Origin of the sequence: Phaeobacter sp. (assembly GCF_022825805.1) — a bacterium.
Lineage (GTDB): Bacteria > Pseudomonadota > Alphaproteobacteria > Rhodobacterales > Rhodobacteraceae > Phaeobacter.
The window spans coordinates 1-14,435 of record NZ_JAJDWC010000024.1 but is presented as its reverse complement, the minus strand read 5'-3'; the positions used below and the strand labels follow the sequence as shown (position 1 = coordinate 14,435).

Genomic DNA, 14,435 nt, shown 5'->3' with positions numbered 1-14,435 from the left:
CCTCGAACCGCTCCTGGCTGTCGACTGGTGCAATGGTGTCAATCACGTCCTGAACGTGATCTTTGGCCGCGGCATAATCCACCACCGGCATCTGATCGGCGACGCCATAGGCGCTGGAATGGGCCTGAGCATGGGCCGATTTTGCCGCTGCCAGCAAGGCTTTGGACGGAACGCAACCGTAATTGAGACAATCGCCCCCCATCTTGTGCCCCTCCAGCAGGACCACATCCGCGCCCATCTGGCTGGCCCCGGCTGCAACAGACAGACCACCAGAGCCTGCACCAATCACGAGGAGATCACAGGTCAACTCTTGCATGGTCACTGCTCCGATTTTTGGGTGGTTGTAGCCGCAGGCGCATTGCCCGCACGCGGTTTGCGTTTCTTCAGCAGGATTGGCAGGGCCGCCAGGACACAAAGACCAAGGATCGGACCAATCACATGCGGCTCCCACAGCAGCGACAGATCCGGCGTCTCGCCACGATCAAACACCGAACCCAGCCCAACACCAATCCAGGTAAAGACGATAGCCCCCGGCACAATGCCGACTGCAGTGGTCCACAGGAAATTCACCAGCTTCACCCCCACCAGCGCGGGCAGCAGATTGGCCACAAAGAACGGCACTGCAGGCACCAGCCGCAGCAACAACAGCACTTCGATTTCATTTTCACGCAGCGCCTGCTTCAGCGTGCGCACCCGTCCTTCTGCGGTTTCCAACCGCTGGGTCAGCATCGCGCCCAGCCCCCAGCGTGCGGCAAGAAAAATACCGGTCGCGCCCAGGGTGGCCGCAAACACATTGAACAGGGTGCCAGAAACCAGTCCGAACAGAAAACCGCCCGTCACCGAGGCCACGGCCGCACCGGGCAGCGAAAACACAACGATGATCACATAGGCCAGCACAAACAGGCCAACGAGGCCGGTGTAGTTGCTGTCGCGAAACGCCATCAACGCCTCACGGTTGTCGCGCAGTGTGTCAAAGGTCAGGAAATCGCCCAAGGTCAGCGCGCCGAGCACGGCAACGGCAAGCACCGCCAACAGTGGCAGGTAACGGCCCAGACCGGGTTTCTTCTCTGCGGGTTTGGGATCGCTCGCACCAGCGGTCGCTGCGTCATTGCGGCCCTCGTCTTGGGCGGGTGATGTCTGATCTTGCATGGCGCGATGCTCCTGCTGTTTTGGCCTCGGGGCCGCATTCGATCTGTGGCCTAAATCTGTGGCCTGATACGGCAAACCGGTGTCACCGTTCACTCTCTGGCGTATCTGCCTCAGATAGGGTTGCGCCTCGGCAGGCGCCACTTGTCCTGGGTGTTTTCGCTCTTGGTGCTACCGTCAAAATGGGCGCAACACGAGCCAGCGGGCCCCATTCTCACAGCGGCTTGATCACTGACACAAAAAACGTGAGGCTTTCGTTACAAAGACAGCCGTTTTGGGGCTGTCTGTTACAAAACTTGTCTGATAAGACCTGCGCAGCTTCCGGTTTTTCGGGAAATGTTGCAATTCGGGCAGAAAACACCCTGCAGGGGGTTTGACTCGCGCGCCATTCCCTTCTAGAGACCGGGCTTCGAGATAGACCCCGGGTGGCCGATTCCGCGCCGTCCTGATGTAGATAGTTGGAGACCGGAGCGATGAAACGCACCTATCAGCCTTCGAACCTGGTTCGCAAACGTCGTCACGGCTTCCGTGCGCGCATGGCCACCAAGGCAGGCCGCAAAATCCTGAACGCACGCCGCGCACGCGGTCGTAAAGAACTGAGCGCATAAGCTCAGTTCACGTTCTGACGGACATGACACCGCCGGAGACCCCCAAGGATGGCAACGCTGCCCGCGGGGATCAGTCTCCGGCGGTGTCCGTTTGTGCATCTGATGCAACCGCCGTCCGCGCGTTGCCGCAGCCACAACCAGTGGTGATCGCCAAACGACGTGATTTCCTGGCCGCCGCCCGCGCCCGCCGTCAGGGTACCAAGGGCATGATGGTTCAGGGCCGCAACCGCCGACCCGACGAAGACGCCGGGGATGGTATCCGCATGGGTTTCACCTGCTCCAAAAAGGTCGGCAACGCGGTGGCCCGCAATCGCGCCAAACGCCGCCTGCGCGAAGTGGCCCGGATGATCCTGCCGCTCCATGGCCGCGCGGGATGGGATTATGTGCTGATCGGGCGGGCCGGTGAAACAGCAGATCGCCCTTTCGAAGAGCTGAAGCGGGATCTGATCTACGCGCTGAAAAAAATCCACGGCAAGTAAAGCAGCAACAGACCCCGGCTGTCTGACAGCGACAAACATCGCCGCGGGGCCGAACAGTGCCCGCCCCCCTGCGCGGGGAGGCACCGCCCTGATTGCCATATCGCGCAACTCTGCCTATCTATCCGCCATGACCCTGCTGGCTCATCTCTTTGCGCTGCCTGTACGCGCCTACCGGCTGATCTTCAGCCCCTGGGTTGGCTTCAACTGCCGCTATCAGCCGACGTGCTCGGCCTATGCGCTGGAAGCGCTGGAAAAACACGGAGCCATCCGCGGGGCCTGGCTGACACTGCGCCGTATTGGCCGCTGCCACCCGTTTGGCGGCAATGGCTATGACCCGGTGCCTGGATGCGGCTGCGCCGATCACGGCCCGGACCAGCAGCACGACACATCAAGCGCCACCAACCGTCAGAGCCTGCCAGGGCAAAAGACCGATCCGCCCCCGCGCTAGCCGTCTTTCTTTTCAAAGAAGATGATCACTTCACCCAGGGTGACGCCAAAGCGGCTCATATAGGCTTTGTTCAGCAGTCTGCCGTCTTCCATCAACCACATCCAGTCATCAAAGGACACCCGCATCGTGTAGCCGCCCGGCACCGGCAGATCGATGGTATAGGCCCAGTTGAAGGTGTCGCCACGCTCTTCGCCGCGCGCAATGCCCTGTACCCCGTCAGCCGTGCCTTCCCAGGTGTCCTCACCCGTCTTGGTCAGGGTCCAGATCCGCTGCTCCGTGGTTCCATCCGCATAGCGGAAATCCTCGGTCAGGACCAATTCGCGGCCATCCCACTCCCCGACGATATCCACCACAAAGCGCCGCCGCACAGTGCCAAAGCGATCTTCGAACTGGCCATAGGCCACGGTGCGCCCATCGAAATACTCCTCCAGGTTCAGCGCCTTGCCGCTCAGCTTGTCGTCCGACAGGCTGGGCCGCCCGCAGGATGCCAGCACCGCAATGCCACCTGTCGCCGCCAACAACGCTGCCCAGCGCCCCAGACGCCCGGCAAAGCCACCGCGGCGCTGCCTGCCTTCGGACTGGTGCAAGGGGGGGGACGAACCATTGGTCGCACCACCAGCAGACGGAACAGAAACAACAGGGGGCTCAGGGACAACAAGGGGCTCAGGGCGACGGCGTGTCATGTGCAACCTTTTCGATATCATGTGACGTTGCTTTCAATACGTCCCACCCGCCGCTTTGGATGACTTTCGCAGCTGGGCCGCTATCTCCGACAAGACCATCGCACAGACCACGACACAGACCACCGCACAGGCGTTTTTTCTTGGCAAAACGCCTCTGCTCAGCTAGGGGGCCGCCATGCTTGATACTGATCTGGACGATATCCACCCGCTGTTTGCCGGAGCGCCAACCACGACGGAGTTCAAGAAACTCCGCAAGCGGATCGTGCGCTATACCCGCGAGGCCATCGAACAATACGGCATGGTCGAGAAAGCCAAGGATGGCCGCCCTCCGAAATGGCTGGTGTGTTTGTCTGGCGGCAAAGACAGCTACACGCTCCTGGCGGTGCTCTACGAGCTGAAGTGGCGCGGCCTGCTGCCGGTGGACTTGTTGGCCTGCAATCTCGATCAGGGTCAGCCCGGCTTCCCCGCCACCGTTCTGCCAGAGTTTCTGGAAAAGATGGGCGTGCCGCATCGGATCGAATATCAGGACACCTATAGCATTGTCATGGACAAGGTGCCTCAGGGGCGCACCTATTGTGCGCTCTGCTCCCGTCTGCGCCGTGGCAATCTCTATCGCATCGCCCGCGAAGAAGGCTGTTCTGCTGTGGTGCTGGGCCATCACCGTGATGACATCCTGGAAACCTTCTTCATGAACCTGTTCCACGGCGGGCGTCTGGCCACCATGCCCCCCAAGCTGGTGAACGAGGAAGGCGATCTGTTTCTCTACCGTCCGCTCGCCCATGTGGCGGAGGCCGATTGCGAGAAATTCGCCAATGCCATGCGCTATCCCATCATCCCCTGCGATCTCTGTGGCAGCCTGGATGGGCTGCAAAGACAGCAGGTCAAACAGATCCTGGATCAGTGGGAATCAAACAGTCCCGGACGGCGGCAGGTGATGTTCCGCGCCTTGATGAATGCGCGCCCATCGCATCTCTTGGACCCCAAATTGTTCGATTTCATGGGCTTGAGCCTGAAAACCGCTGAAAAAATGGGCGAAAGCGACACGATTCCTCAGTTGCGTTAACTCCCCGGTCAGACCGCGCGCCTATTCTGACGCGACACCGCCGTCTGTAGGTGAAAGGTCTGAAGATGACAAAACCGCTGTCGCAAACCCTTGCGAACGTCCGAAAACGGGTTGTGCCGGTCCTGCTGGGACCGCCGCTGCTGGCATTCCTGCCAGCCCTGACCCTTGCGACGTTCTGGATGGGGGGAGAGGCCGCGCTGATCCTTCTGGCGCTTGGCCTGCCACTGGCACTTGGCGCCTGTGGTGGCTTTGCCCAACTGCGCCGTCCCGGTCAGCCGCGTGACCGCCTGACAGGCATGTTGCTGCGGGATGGCTTCGAAGAGGTCGCCAACGACACCTACGACAGCGCCGAACAAAGCGGTCTGCGCTCGGCCATTTTCATGATCGAGCTGGATGATTTCAAGGATCTGGCCCAGCGTCACGGTCAGGAAACCGCCGATATGCTGGTCAACCGTTGCGGCGAACGCATTCTGTCGATCCTGCGCCCGCAGGACAGTGTTGCGCGCATCAGTGACAGCCGCTTTGGCGCTTGCCTGACGCCAGTCCTGCAGATGGACCTGGAACTGGCCATTCAACTGGCCGGGCGTCTGCAAACCGCATTGGAAGAGCCGATTTCAGTGGATGGCATGTCCGTCTATGTCACCGCATCCATCGGCTTCTGCCTCCACACGCGGGCGCCAAAACCCGCAGGCTGCGATTGGATCAACGCCGCCACAACCGCCCTGATGGACGCCCAAAGCAGCGGCCCCTCCGGCATCCGCGCTTTCACCGAAGAAATGGACCGCCGGGGCAAAGCCCGCGGCAGCATCAAGGAAGAGATCACGACCGCACTGGAAAACGGCCATATCCAGGCCTGGTTCCAACCGCAGGTCTGCACCAACACCGGGCGCGTTTCGGGGTTTGAGGCCCTGGCCCGCTGGCAGCATCCGGTTCGCGGCATGATCCCCCCAATGTCGTTCCTGCCCGCATTGGAAGAGGCCGGGCTGATGGAACGGCTGAGCGAAATCATGCTCTATAACGCGCTGACCGCGCTGAAGGCCTGGGATGCGGCCGGCCTGTCCGTGCCCTCTGTCGGCGTCAACTTCGCAACCGATGAGTTGCGCAACCCAAAACTGGTGGAGCGCATCCGCTGGGAGTTTGAGCGTTTTGACCTGACACCCGACCGGCTGAGCATCGAGATTCTCGAAACGGTGATGACCGATCAGCCCGACGACACGATTGTGCGCAATATTGCCGCTCTTGGCGAAATGGGCTGCGGCATCGACCTGGATGATTTTGGCACCGGCCATGCCTCCATCGCCGCGGTGCAGCGGTTCCGGGTGTCGCGGATCAAGGTTGATCGTTCTTTCGTGATGAAAGCTGATCGCGATCCCGAACAACAGAAGTTGATCGCCGCCATCCTCACCATGGCTGAGCGGTTGGATCTGGCCACCCTTGCCGAAGGTGTCGAAACCGTCGGGGAACATGCGCTTCTGGCGCAGCTGGGCTGTGATCATGTGCAGGGCTTTGGCATTGGCCGTCCGATGCCGTTTGACCAGACCCTGGATTGGATCGCCGCGCATGAGGCCAAGCTGCAGGACGCCCCTGCCATTGGCCGCCAGGGTCAATAACGCGAGATCAATAGCGCAGGGCCAATAATCCAGGGCCAAAAACCGGCGCGAAAAACTCAGGGCCCCACAGCTCCCATCCCCCAAAACCCATAACTCAGCCGCAAACCCGCACCCAAACTGCGGTGCCCAAACTGCCAGGCCCAAACACAGGGTCCAAACACAGGGTCCAAACTGCGGCAACCTTTGCGACATGAGCAGGGGCCACCAACAAGCCACTAAAATACCTGAGCAGGACCAATGCAGCCCCAGCCTGTCGGCGCATGCAGTTCGGCCAGCCGGGGCCGTTTTGCCCCAAAACACCGCCCCAAAACCGGCCCTACCGATCGCAGAACACGCAGCCTGCCGTGCACCGGGCCGGACCGAGGGAAACGGCCAAAACACGCCCCAAATCGCAGAAATGCCGACCCACAGCCCCTGCGACAGCAGAACCCGGGCGATTCCACTTGACCTTTGGGGTCCACCTCTGTTGAACCACACCCTGTCATTCCATGCACGAGGTGGCAGTCCCCAATGGACGATCAGAACAAGAACCTTCTTCTCGCAACCGCGCTCAGCTTCCTGGTGATTCTGGGTTGGTATATCCTTTTCCCACCGCCAGAGCCTGCGCCGCAGCCCGAGGCCGAGATCGCACAGACCGCACCTGCCGGCACCGGTGTCAGCGCGCCCTCTGCAGCGCAAGCGATCGGAGCGGACGCCCAGACCAATGTCGCCCCCACGGACACAGCCGTGGACGCACCGCGCATCACCATCGACACCCCGCGTGTCGCAGGCAGCATCTCGCTGCAGGGTGGGCGCATCGATGATCTGGCGCTGAAGGACTATCGGGTCTCGCTGGCCGAGGATGCCGAGATTGTCACCTTCCTCACGCCCTCCGGCACCCCGCAGGCCTACTATGCTCTCTACGGCTGGGCCCCAGGCGCAGGTTTGTCACCCGAGGATGTCCCCGGCGCCAACACGCTGTGGACCCTGGCCGAAGGCGATACGCTGACGCCAGAGACGCCGATCACCCTGTCCTGGAACAATGGCAAAGGCCTGACCTTCTTCCGCAGCATCTCCATCGATGACGATTACATGTTCCAGATCGTCCAGAGCGTGATGAACGAAGGTGCAGGCACGGTGACACTGGCGCCCTACGGCACGCTGGCCCGCCACGGTCAGCCGCTGGATCTGAAGAACTTCTTCATCCTGCACGAGGGTATGGTCGGCATGGCCGATGGCACCCTGTCCGAACTCGACTATGACGATATGGCAGATTTCGAGCTGGACACCCGCACCGGGGCGCGTACCGAAACCACCCAGATCGAAAGCAACGGCTGGATCGGGTTCACCGACCACTACTGGATGGCGACTCTGATCCCCGAACCGGGCCAATCGTTCCGGGCGATTTCGAAGTTCGACGAGCGCCGCGATATCTATCAGACCGATGTGGTGCTGCCGACCGTAACCCTCGCCGAGGGCGAAGCGACCGACGTCACCACCGAGCTGTTCGCCGGTGCCAAGGAATGGGCCACCATCCGTGGCTATGAAAAGGACGGCATCGAAGGCTTCCTTGATTCCATCGACTGGGGCTGGTTCTTCCTGCTGACCAAACCGATCTTTGCCGTACTGCATTGGCTGAACGCGCTGATCGGCAACATGGGTTTTGCCATCATCGGCCTGACCATCCTGATCAAACTCTTGGTGTTCCCGCTGGCTTACAAATCTTATGCCTCCATGGCGAAGATGAAAGAGCTGCAGCCTGAGATGGAAAAGATCAAGGAACGCGCAGGCGACGACCGCCAGAAGCTGCAACAGGAAATGATGGCGCTCTATAAGAAGGAAAAGGTCAACCCAGCGGCCGGCTGTCTGCCGATCCTGCTGCAGATCCCGATCTTCTTCTCGCTCTACAAGGTGATCTTCGTCACGCTGGAACTGCGCCACGCGCCTTTCTTTGGTCCGTTCCAGGATCTCAGCGCGCCGGATCCGACCTCGATCATGAACCTGTTCGGCCTGCTGCCCTTTGCAGCGCCAGCACCTGAAAGCCTGATGGCCCTGATCTTCATCGGGATCCTGCCGATCCTTCTGGGTATCTCCATGTGGCTGCAGCAAAAGCTGAACCCGGCGCCCACCGATCCGACCCAGCAGATGATCTTTGCCTGGATGCCTTGGGTCTTCATGTTCATGCTGGGCGGGTTTGCGACCGGTCTGGTGGTTTACTGGATCGCCAACAACACCATCACCTTCGCGCAGCAGTATCTGATCATGCGCCGCCATGGCTATAAGCCGGATGTGTTTGGCAATATCAAATCCAGCTTCAAGAAGTCGCCGAAGGCGGAGAAGTGATGACCCATACCGTAACGGACATCTGGCGCCACCCGATCAAATCCCATGGTCGCGAAGCGCTGGATACCATCACAATGATCGCCGGGCAGACCATGCCCGGCGATCGTGTTTGGGCCGTCGCCCATGAGGCCGCACAGGCCGATGGCACCGCCTGGGCGCCCTGCACCAATTTCAGCCGTGGGGCCAAAGCGCCGCAACTGATGGCGATCTCCGCCACCTATGACAGTGACGCCGCCACCGTGACGCTGCGCCATCCCGAACAGGGCAGCCTGACGATTGCCCCGGATGACAGCAACGACCTGCCTCGTTTTCTGGAATGGGTCGCGCCGCTGATGCCAGAAAACCGGGCGGCCTCCGCGCGCATCGTGCGGGTGCCGGGCCGGGGCATGACCGATACAGACTACCCCTCTGTGTCGCTGTGCAACTGGGCCTCGCACCGGGCTGTCGAAACCGCTATGGGCCAGAGCCTCAGCGCCCAGCGCTGGCGCGGCAACATCTGGTTTGACCTGGGCGAGGCCTGGGCGGAAAACGCGCTGATCGGCCAACAGGTGCGGATCGGAGAGGCGGTTTTTGCCCTGCGCGAACCGGTCCAACGCTGCCTTGCAACAACGGCGAACCCTGACACCGGGGTCCGCGATGCCGACACGCTGAAAACTCTAAACGAACACTTCGGACATCAGAACTTTTCCGTCTATGCCGAAGTCATCCAGGGCGGGACCATCCGCCTGGGCGACAAGATCGAGGTCCTGTGATGCAGCTGCCCTTCCCCCTGGCCGAAGCGCCAGATAACATCATGACCGAAAAAGGTCGCAAATTGTTTGCAGGCGAATCGGGCTTCGTCAAAGGTGTGGTTGCGATGTCCGGCCTGCCGGATGCGGACCGGCTCGAAGTGTGCTTTGCCGGGCGATCCAATGTCGGAAAATCCAGCCTGATCAACGCGCTGACAGGTACCAAAGGGCTTGCACGGGCATCGAACACCCCCGGTCGCACCCAGGAAATCAACTATTTCACCCAAGGCCCCGAACTCTATCTCGTGGACTTGCCGGGCTATGGGTATGCCAATGCGCCCCTGCCGGTGGTGGAGAAATGGCAGCGCCTGCTGAAGCAGTATCTCTCCGGTCGTCAGACCCTGCGGCGGGCCTTTGTGTTGATCGACAGCCGCCATGGCGTCAAAAAGGTCGATGCCGAAATCATGGCGCTGCTGGATAGCGCGGCGGTGACCTTTCAGGTGGTGATGACCAAGGCCGACAAGGTGAAAGAGAAGGATCGCGCCGCAGTGCTGGATCAGGTGCGCAGCGCCCTGTCCAAACACCCCGCCGCCTATCCGGAAATCGTGCTGACCTCGTCCGAGAAAGGCGATGGCATCGCCACATTGCGCGCCATCATCGCGGGTCTGGAATAAGCACCACGCGCAACACCGGCTGCGTCCCTGCCTTTTGCATCCCTGAATTGGGGGCAGGCTAAGCCGACATCATGGGCAAAACCATGCACAAACCGACGCTCAGGGCACGCTGTATCTGGCGTGCCCAGGGTTTTTGAAGGGTCCAGAGTGTTTGGCGTGAACCACCGGCGACGACACTCGCCTCATGCGTCACGCTTCAGACATGCTGTGCGCCATTGACCTCGATCTCAGCGCCAGAAATGTACGAACTGTCCCCAGAGCAGAGGAAGTAAATCGCCGCCGCGACCTCCTCTGGCTGGCCAAGGCGCTGTAACGGCAGTTTCTCCACGATCTTATCGGTGCCCGGCGACAGGATGGAGGTCTCCACCTCTCCGGGCGCAATCGCATTCACCCGCACGCCAAGCGGGCCAAAGTCATGGGCCATTTCCCGTGTCAGCGCCGCCAGCGCCGCTTTGGACGTGGCATAGGCCGCACCTGCAAAGGGATGCACACGGCTGCCTGCAATGGAGGTCACATTGACCACCGATCCCTTTGTGGCCGCCAATTCGTCCCGCAGCCCCCGCGCCAGCACCACGGAGGCGAAGAAATTCACATGGAACACCTTGCCCCAGGTCATCAGATCGGTGTCGAGCGTGTTCAGCCGCTCGCCCTCTGGCCCCTTGGGGGAAATGCCCGCATTGTTGACCAGCGCGTCCAGCTGACCGCCAAGGCGCTCCTGAATTTCGCCAACCTTGTTGATGGTGTCACTGGGATCGGACAGATCGACCTGCACGTGGTTTTCCTCCCCCCCGCCCCAGGGGCATTCGGCGGGAAAGGGCTGGCGCGAACAGGTGATCACCCGCCAGCCTTCGGCATTGAAACGTCGCACAGTGGCATGTCCAATCCCCCGGCTCGCACCTGTCAGCAATAGGGTTTTCTTGCGCATGGCTCCCTCCTTGGGATGAAACACCGGGTGACAGAGCCCCGCAGATCACACAGCCGCATCACCGCGGCCCTCTGCCGTCTCTCCCCGCACCCTAGGCGGGGTGATCCCCTGCTGCAATGGGCGCAATCGCAGCGCGCCGCCTTGGCAGCGCCCGCAGAACCGCGTAACACAGGGGCCATGGCTGGGCGGACCTCCGTTGCGCTGCCGCCATCTTCAGGGATTGCAGAGATGAAGAAACAAGACATGAACCGCGATTGGATTGCCACAGCCGAAACCCTGTCAAGCGCCCTGCCCTATCTGCAGCGCTACGACGGAGCCATCGTCGTCGTCAAACTGGGCGGCCACGCCATGGGCAGCGACGAGGCGATGGAGACCTTTGCCCGGGACATCGTCCTGCTGCGCCAGGTCGGGGTCAATCCCGTCATCGTTCATGGCGGCGGCCCGATGATCAATGCAATGCTGGAGAAGCTGGACATCCAATCCAGCTTTGTGAATGGCAAACGGGTCACTGACGGTGCCACCATGGATGTGGTGGAAATGGTGCTGTCCGGCGTGGTCAACAAACGCATCGTGCAGGCGCTAAACCGTCAGGGCGGCGCGGGTGTCGGTCTGTCCGGCAAAGACGCCAAGCTGATCACCTGCCGTCAGGCCGATCCTGATCTGGGCTTTGTCGGCATTCCCGATCAGATGGACACCACGGTGCTGCGCCACCTGTTCGAACAGGATATGATCCCGGTAATCGCCCCCATCGGTGCCGGTCCCGAGGGCGAGACCTTTAACATCAATGGCGACACCGCAGCCGGGGCCATTGCTGCCGCGCTGAAAGCCGACCGCCTGTTGCTGCTAACTGATGTGTCCGGCGTGAAAAATGCCGCTGGTGATGTGGTGACAGAGCTGAAGGCAACGGATGTGGAGGCGATGACCCGCGATGGTGTCATCAACGGTGGCATGATCCCCAAGACCGAAACAGCCCTGTCAGCGGTGCGCAACGGCGTACGCGCTTGCACCATCGTGGATGGGCGCGTGCCAAATGCGGTGCTGCTGGAACTGTTCACCGATCACGGTGCCGGCTCGATGATTCGCCCCTGATCGCAACTACGCGCAGAGGCCCACCAGCCGCCCCCCCCCGGATCGGCTGGGCCAATCATTCTGCCGCCTTGTCCCTTCCCCAGCCCATGACGGCAGGAACGGTCCAGCTTCGGTCGCCTGACCGGCATCACCGGGCATAGCCGACGCCGGACGCAGGCCCGTTTGGGGCAGATCCGGATCAGATCCGCCGTTTTTATGCAGGTGTTGCGGCGCAGCTGTCGTAAGCTGGTCCCATGTCTGCCGTCATCTCTTCCGCCTTTTCTGGTCTGACCCTCGACCAGATCACTGCAACGCTCGCCCCCTTGGGCCTGGAGATCTACGGCAGTCTGCAAGCCACCCCCCTGTCCGCAGAGGTCCCAGCACCTGCTGCGGCTCCAGACGGCGCAGACAACACCACAGGCACCGAACAGGGCACTCGTCAGGGCACCAGCCCAGACGCCAAGCCAGGCACTAATCCAGGCGCCAATCCACGCGGCGCATGGGGCACATTGCTGCTCCTTGGCACAGGGCCTGCGTTCTGGGCACATTTCAAAACCAGCCCAGAATATCACGACAGCGCCGCAGACCCGCTGGATCGCTGGTCCAAACGGGTCATCGACGAGCTGGCCACAACCTGGCAGGCCGAAGCCTATTACCCCTTCACCGGGCCGCCCTATCAGCCATTTGTCGCCTGGGCGCTGGCTTCTGGGCGCTGTTTCACCTCACCGTCACAAATGATGGTGCATGATCGCTATGGCATGATGATCTCCCTGCGCGGCGCGCTGCGGTTTGCCAGACCGATCACCCCCCACCCCGCAGCCCCACCACTGCAGGAGGCCCCCTGTCTGACCTGTGCCAACCAACCCTGCCTGACCCGCTGCCCGGTCGATGCGCTGCGCGACGGTGGCCCCTATGATGTCGCCGCCTGCCGCGCGCATCTCAGCACGCCCGCCGGTGCACCCTGCCTGGACGGGGGCTGCCTCGCGCGCCGGGCCTGCCCGCTCAGCGCCGGGGCCGCGCGCAGCGCCGCCCAATCCGCCCATCACATGAGGTATTTTCTGACGCCATGACCTGCACATTGATCCTGACCCGCCACGCCAAATCCGCCTGGAACACCGCCGCCCCCAGCGACCACGCCCGCCCGCTGACCAAACGGGGCCGACACTCCGCCGTGGCCCTGGGCAGCTGGCTGCGCAACATCGGTCAGATCCCGGATCAGGTGATTTCCTCGTCCTCGCAGCGCACCCGTGAAACCAGCGAGCTGATGGCGCTTGATGCGCCCGCGATCTTCATCGAGCGGCTGTATCACGCCAGCGCCGAGATCCTGTTTCAGGTGCTGCGAGAAGCCGAGCACCCGAAAGTTCAGATCCTTGGCCACAACCCCGGCATCGCGGCGTTTGCCCATTCCCTGTTGCGGGTTCCACCGGATCATCCCCGTTTTGATGATTACCCCACAGGTGCCACGCTGGTGGCCCGGTTCGACATCACCCGGTGGAGCGACCTCAGCTGGAGCAGTGGCACCGCGGTGGACTTCGCTGTCCCACGCGAACTGCTCGCCGCATCAGCAACCTGATCAAGACGAGCATCTGATCGACGCAGGACAGACACAGGACAGACACAGGCCGGACGCAGGTCGGACGCAGATCGGGCGCAGCACACGGGTCAGGACACCCACAGGTGCGGGTTCTGCGACAAAGCGGCACATCCCGCGTGGGACCCCGCTGGCGCGCCACAGCCGCGGCCACCTATAGTGTGTATGTCTATTCCAATGACCTAAGGACCCGCCATGAACCGCCGCTCTTTCCTGCTCTCCATCGCTGCCCTTCCCACGCTTTCTCTGCCTTTTGCGGGCCTTTCACTATCGGGCCTATCACGGGCCGCGCACGCCAGCGCAAACGGACCGACAGTCGAGGTCATGAAATCCCCCAGCTGCGGCTGCTGCAGCGCCTGGGCAGACCATCTGCTCGGCGCGGGCTTTCAGGTGGAGCTGCGCGACCTGTCCGATGATGCGCTGTGGCAGATGAAAGACCGCTTGGGCGTGCCCGAGCCGCTGGCCTCCTGCCATACGGCGCGGGTAGAGGGCTATGTGATCGAAGGCCATGTTCCCGCAGCCGACATCACCCGGCTGTTGCAGGAGCGACCAAATGCCAAGGGGCTCACCGTGCCGGGCATGCCGCTCGGCTCACCGGGGATGGAAATGGGCCAGATGCGGGACCGTTTCGACACGCTGTTGCTGCGCCATGACGGCCGCAGCACGGTCTTTGCCCAGCACGGCTGACAGAGGCGGGACCGTCTACCACGGCTCAGTTTCAGGCCCCAGTCCGAATCTCAGTTCAGTCGCCAGCCCAGAATCCGGTGCGCATCACCCAATGGTTTGCGCCGCGCCCTCTGCCCACACATCCTGCCCGCACGTCCGGCCCACACGTCCGACCTGTCATCTTTCCCAAAATACTCAAAAAACCCAGGGAACAGCGTTCCCTGGACCACAAACACGTAAGGCCGGACACGAGGTCCGGCCTTTCCGTTTCACTTGAATGCGCGCGCCTCAGTGGCCGAGGATCTGGCTCAGGAACAGCTTGGTGCGTTCGCTCTGTGGATTGTTGAAGAACTCTTCCGGCTCGTTCTGCTCCACAATCTGACCCGCATCCATAAAGATCACCCGGTTCGCCACCTGACGGGCA

16 protein-coding genes and 1 pseudogene are annotated in these 14,435 nt (G+C 61.8%); 12 read left to right on the top strand and 5 right to left on the bottom strand.

The window, feature by feature from the left end; genetic code table 11:
• Both Q0C28_RS02440 and Q0C28_RS02435 read right to left on the bottom strand, forming a co-directional pair.
• Positions 1 to 316, bottom strand: a 316-nt coding sequence (locus tag Q0C28_RS02440) for an FAD-dependent oxidoreductase (RefSeq protein WP_293573057.1), incomplete at its 3' end; no start/stop codon positions are given.
• Positions 317 to 318: 2 nt separating this feature from the next.
• Positions 319 to 1,149 (bottom strand): TVP38/TMEM64 family protein, encoded by an 831-nt coding sequence (locus Q0C28_RS02435; protein ID WP_293573056.1) that lies wholly within the window; start codon positions 1,147 to 1,149, stop codon positions 319 to 321.
• Positions 1,150 to 1,619: 470 nt separating this feature from the next.
• On the opposite strand from Q0C28_RS02435, the gene rpmH reads away from it, so the two are divergent.
• The 3 genes from rpmH (at position 1,620) to yidD (ending at position 2,681) form a co-directional block, all read left to right on the top strand.
• Positions 1,620 to 1,754, top strand: a complete 135-nt coding sequence (rpmH, locus tag Q0C28_RS02430) for a 50S ribosomal protein L34 (RefSeq protein WP_008554144.1) — start codon at positions 1,620 to 1,622, stop codon at positions 1,752 to 1,754.
• A gap of 23 nt (positions 1,755 to 1,777) precedes the next feature.
• Positions 1,778 to 2,233, top strand: coding sequence for a ribonuclease P protein component (rnpA, locus tag Q0C28_RS02425; protein ID WP_293573055.1), 456 nt, complete (start codon positions 1,778 to 1,780; stop codon positions 2,231 to 2,233).
• Positions 2,234 to 2,360: 127 nt separating this feature from the next.
• The gene (gene yidD / locus Q0C28_RS02420; protein WP_293573054.1) at positions 2,361 to 2,681 is read left to right on the top strand and encodes a membrane protein insertion efficiency factor YidD; all 321 of its coding nucleotides are present in this window, start codon (positions 2,361 to 2,363) and stop codon (positions 2,679 to 2,681) included.
• On the opposite strand, the gene Q0C28_RS02415 is transcribed toward yidD, so the two are convergent.
• On the bottom strand, positions 2,678 to 3,220 hold the full coding sequence (locus Q0C28_RS02415) for a DUF3833 domain-containing protein (protein WP_293573058.1): 543 nt from the start codon (positions 3,218 to 3,220) through the stop codon (positions 2,678 to 2,680). The two genes, yidD and Q0C28_RS02415, sit on opposite strands and share 4 nt — an antisense overlap.
• Before the next feature lie 319 nt (positions 3,221 to 3,539).
• On the opposite strand from Q0C28_RS02415, the gene ttcA reads away from it, so the two are divergent.
• The 5 genes from ttcA to yihA all read left to right on the top strand — a co-directional run bounded on the left by ttcA (position 3,540) and on the right by yihA (position 9,761).
• Positions 3,540 to 4,427: a tRNA 2-thiocytidine(32) synthetase TtcA gene (ttcA, locus tag Q0C28_RS02410; protein ID WP_293573053.1), complete on the top strand. Its 888-nt coding sequence runs from the start codon at positions 3,540 to 3,542 to the stop codon at positions 4,425 to 4,427.
• A gap of 65 nt (positions 4,428 to 4,492) precedes the next feature.
• The gene (locus Q0C28_RS02405; RefSeq protein WP_293573052.1) at positions 4,493 to 6,037 is read left to right on the top strand and encodes a bifunctional diguanylate cyclase/phosphodiesterase; all 1,545 of its coding nucleotides are present in this window, start codon (positions 4,493 to 4,495) and stop codon (positions 6,035 to 6,037) included.
• A 510-nt stretch (positions 6,038 to 6,547) separates the two neighbouring features.
• On the top strand, positions 6,548 to 8,359 hold the full coding sequence (gene yidC, locus Q0C28_RS02400; RefSeq protein ID WP_293573051.1) for a membrane protein insertase YidC: 1,812 nt from the start codon (positions 6,548 to 6,550) through the stop codon (positions 8,357 to 8,359).
• Positions 8,359 to 9,111: an MOSC N-terminal beta barrel domain-containing protein gene (locus tag Q0C28_RS02395; RefSeq protein WP_293573050.1), complete on the top strand. Its 753-nt coding sequence runs from the start codon at positions 8,359 to 8,361 to the stop codon at positions 9,109 to 9,111. Before yidC ends, Q0C28_RS02395 begins: the two co-directional genes overlap by 1 nt.
• The gene (gene yihA, locus Q0C28_RS02390) at positions 9,111 to 9,761 is read left to right on the top strand and encodes a ribosome biogenesis GTP-binding protein YihA/YsxC (protein WP_293573049.1); all 651 of its coding nucleotides are present in this window, start codon (positions 9,111 to 9,113) and stop codon (positions 9,759 to 9,761) included. Before Q0C28_RS02395 ends, yihA begins: the two co-directional genes overlap by 1 nt.
• A 196-nt stretch (positions 9,762 to 9,957) precedes the next feature.
• On the opposite strand, the gene Q0C28_RS02385 is transcribed toward yihA, so the two are convergent.
• The gene (locus tag Q0C28_RS02385; protein WP_293573048.1) at positions 9,958 to 10,686 is read right to left on the bottom strand and encodes an SDR family oxidoreductase; all 729 of its coding nucleotides are present in this window, start codon (positions 10,684 to 10,686) and stop codon (positions 9,958 to 9,960) included.
• Positions 10,687 to 10,914: 228 nt separating this feature from the next.
• Between Q0C28_RS02385 and argB the strand changes: the two genes are divergently transcribed.
• The 4 genes from argB to Q0C28_RS02365 all read left to right on the top strand — a co-directional run bounded on the left by argB (position 10,915) and on the right by Q0C28_RS02365 (position 14,032).
• On the top strand, positions 10,915 to 11,775 hold the full coding sequence (gene argB / locus Q0C28_RS02380; RefSeq protein ID WP_293573047.1) for an acetylglutamate kinase: 861 nt from the start codon (positions 10,915 to 10,917) through the stop codon (positions 11,773 to 11,775).
• 233 nt (positions 11,776 to 12,008) lie between these two features.
• Positions 12,009 to 12,824 (top strand): ferredoxin, encoded by an 816-nt coding sequence (locus Q0C28_RS02375; RefSeq protein ID WP_293573046.1) that lies wholly within the window; start codon positions 12,009 to 12,011, stop codon positions 12,822 to 12,824.
• The gene (locus Q0C28_RS02370) at positions 12,821 to 13,327 is read left to right on the top strand and encodes a histidine phosphatase family protein (RefSeq protein ID WP_293573045.1); all 507 of its coding nucleotides are present in this window, start codon (positions 12,821 to 12,823) and stop codon (positions 13,325 to 13,327) included. The genes Q0C28_RS02375 and Q0C28_RS02370 overlap by 4 nt, the downstream gene beginning before the upstream one ends.
• Before the next feature lie 213 nt (positions 13,328 to 13,540).
• Positions 13,541 to 14,032 carry a DUF411 domain-containing protein gene (locus Q0C28_RS02365; protein ID WP_293573044.1) on the top strand — a complete coding sequence of 164 codons (492 nt, stop codon included), beginning with the start codon at positions 13,541 to 13,543 and terminating at the stop codon, positions 14,030 to 14,032.
• 267 nt (positions 14,033 to 14,299) lie between these two features.
• Here the strand turns inward: Q0C28_RS02365 and Q0C28_RS02360 are convergent.
• Positions 14,300 to 14,435 (bottom strand): annotated as a pseudogene (locus tag Q0C28_RS02360) (amino acid ABC transporter ATP-binding protein); the annotation flags it as partial.

Coding starts and splice junctions, on each gene's coding strand:
- rpmH (WP_008554144.1), top strand. CDS start 1,620: ATGAAACGCACCTATCAGCCTTCGAACCTGGTTCGCAAACGTCGTCAC.
- argB (WP_293573047.1), top strand. CDS start 10,915: ATGAAGAAACAAGACATGAACCGCGATTGGATTGCCACAGCCGAAACC.
- ttcA (WP_293573053.1), top strand. CDS start 3,540: ATGCTTGATACTGATCTGGACGATATCCACCCGCTGTTTGCCGGAGCG.
- yihA (WP_293573049.1), top strand. CDS start 9,111: ATGCAGCTGCCCTTCCCCCTGGCCGAAGCGCCAGATAACATCATGACC.
- rnpA (WP_293573055.1), top strand. CDS start 1,778: ATGACACCGCCGGAGACCCCCAAGGATGGCAACGCTGCCCGCGGGGAT.
- Q0C28_RS02405 (WP_293573052.1), top strand. CDS start 4,493: ATGACAAAACCGCTGTCGCAAACCCTTGCGAACGTCCGAAAACGGGTT.
- Q0C28_RS02365 (WP_293573044.1), top strand. CDS start 13,541: ATGAACCGCCGCTCTTTCCTGCTCTCCATCGCTGCCCTTCCCACGCTT.
- Q0C28_RS02375 (WP_293573046.1), top strand. CDS start 12,009: ATGTCTGCCGTCATCTCTTCCGCCTTTTCTGGTCTGACCCTCGACCAG.
- Q0C28_RS02395 (WP_293573050.1), top strand. CDS start 8,359: ATGACCCATACCGTAACGGACATCTGGCGCCACCCGATCAAATCCCAT.
- yidD (WP_293573054.1), top strand. CDS start 2,361: ATGACCCTGCTGGCTCATCTCTTTGCGCTGCCTGTACGCGCCTACCGG.
- Q0C28_RS02435 (WP_293573056.1), bottom strand. CDS start 1,149: ATGCAAGATCAGACATCACCCGCCCAAGACGAGGGCCGCAATGACGCA.
- Q0C28_RS02370 (WP_293573045.1), top strand. CDS start 12,821: ATGACCTGCACATTGATCCTGACCCGCCACGCCAAATCCGCCTGGAAC.
- yidC (WP_293573051.1), top strand. CDS start 6,548: ATGGACGATCAGAACAAGAACCTTCTTCTCGCAACCGCGCTCAGCTTC.
- Q0C28_RS02385 (WP_293573048.1), bottom strand. CDS start 10,686: ATGCGCAAGAAAACCCTATTGCTGACAGGTGCGAGCCGGGGGATTGGA.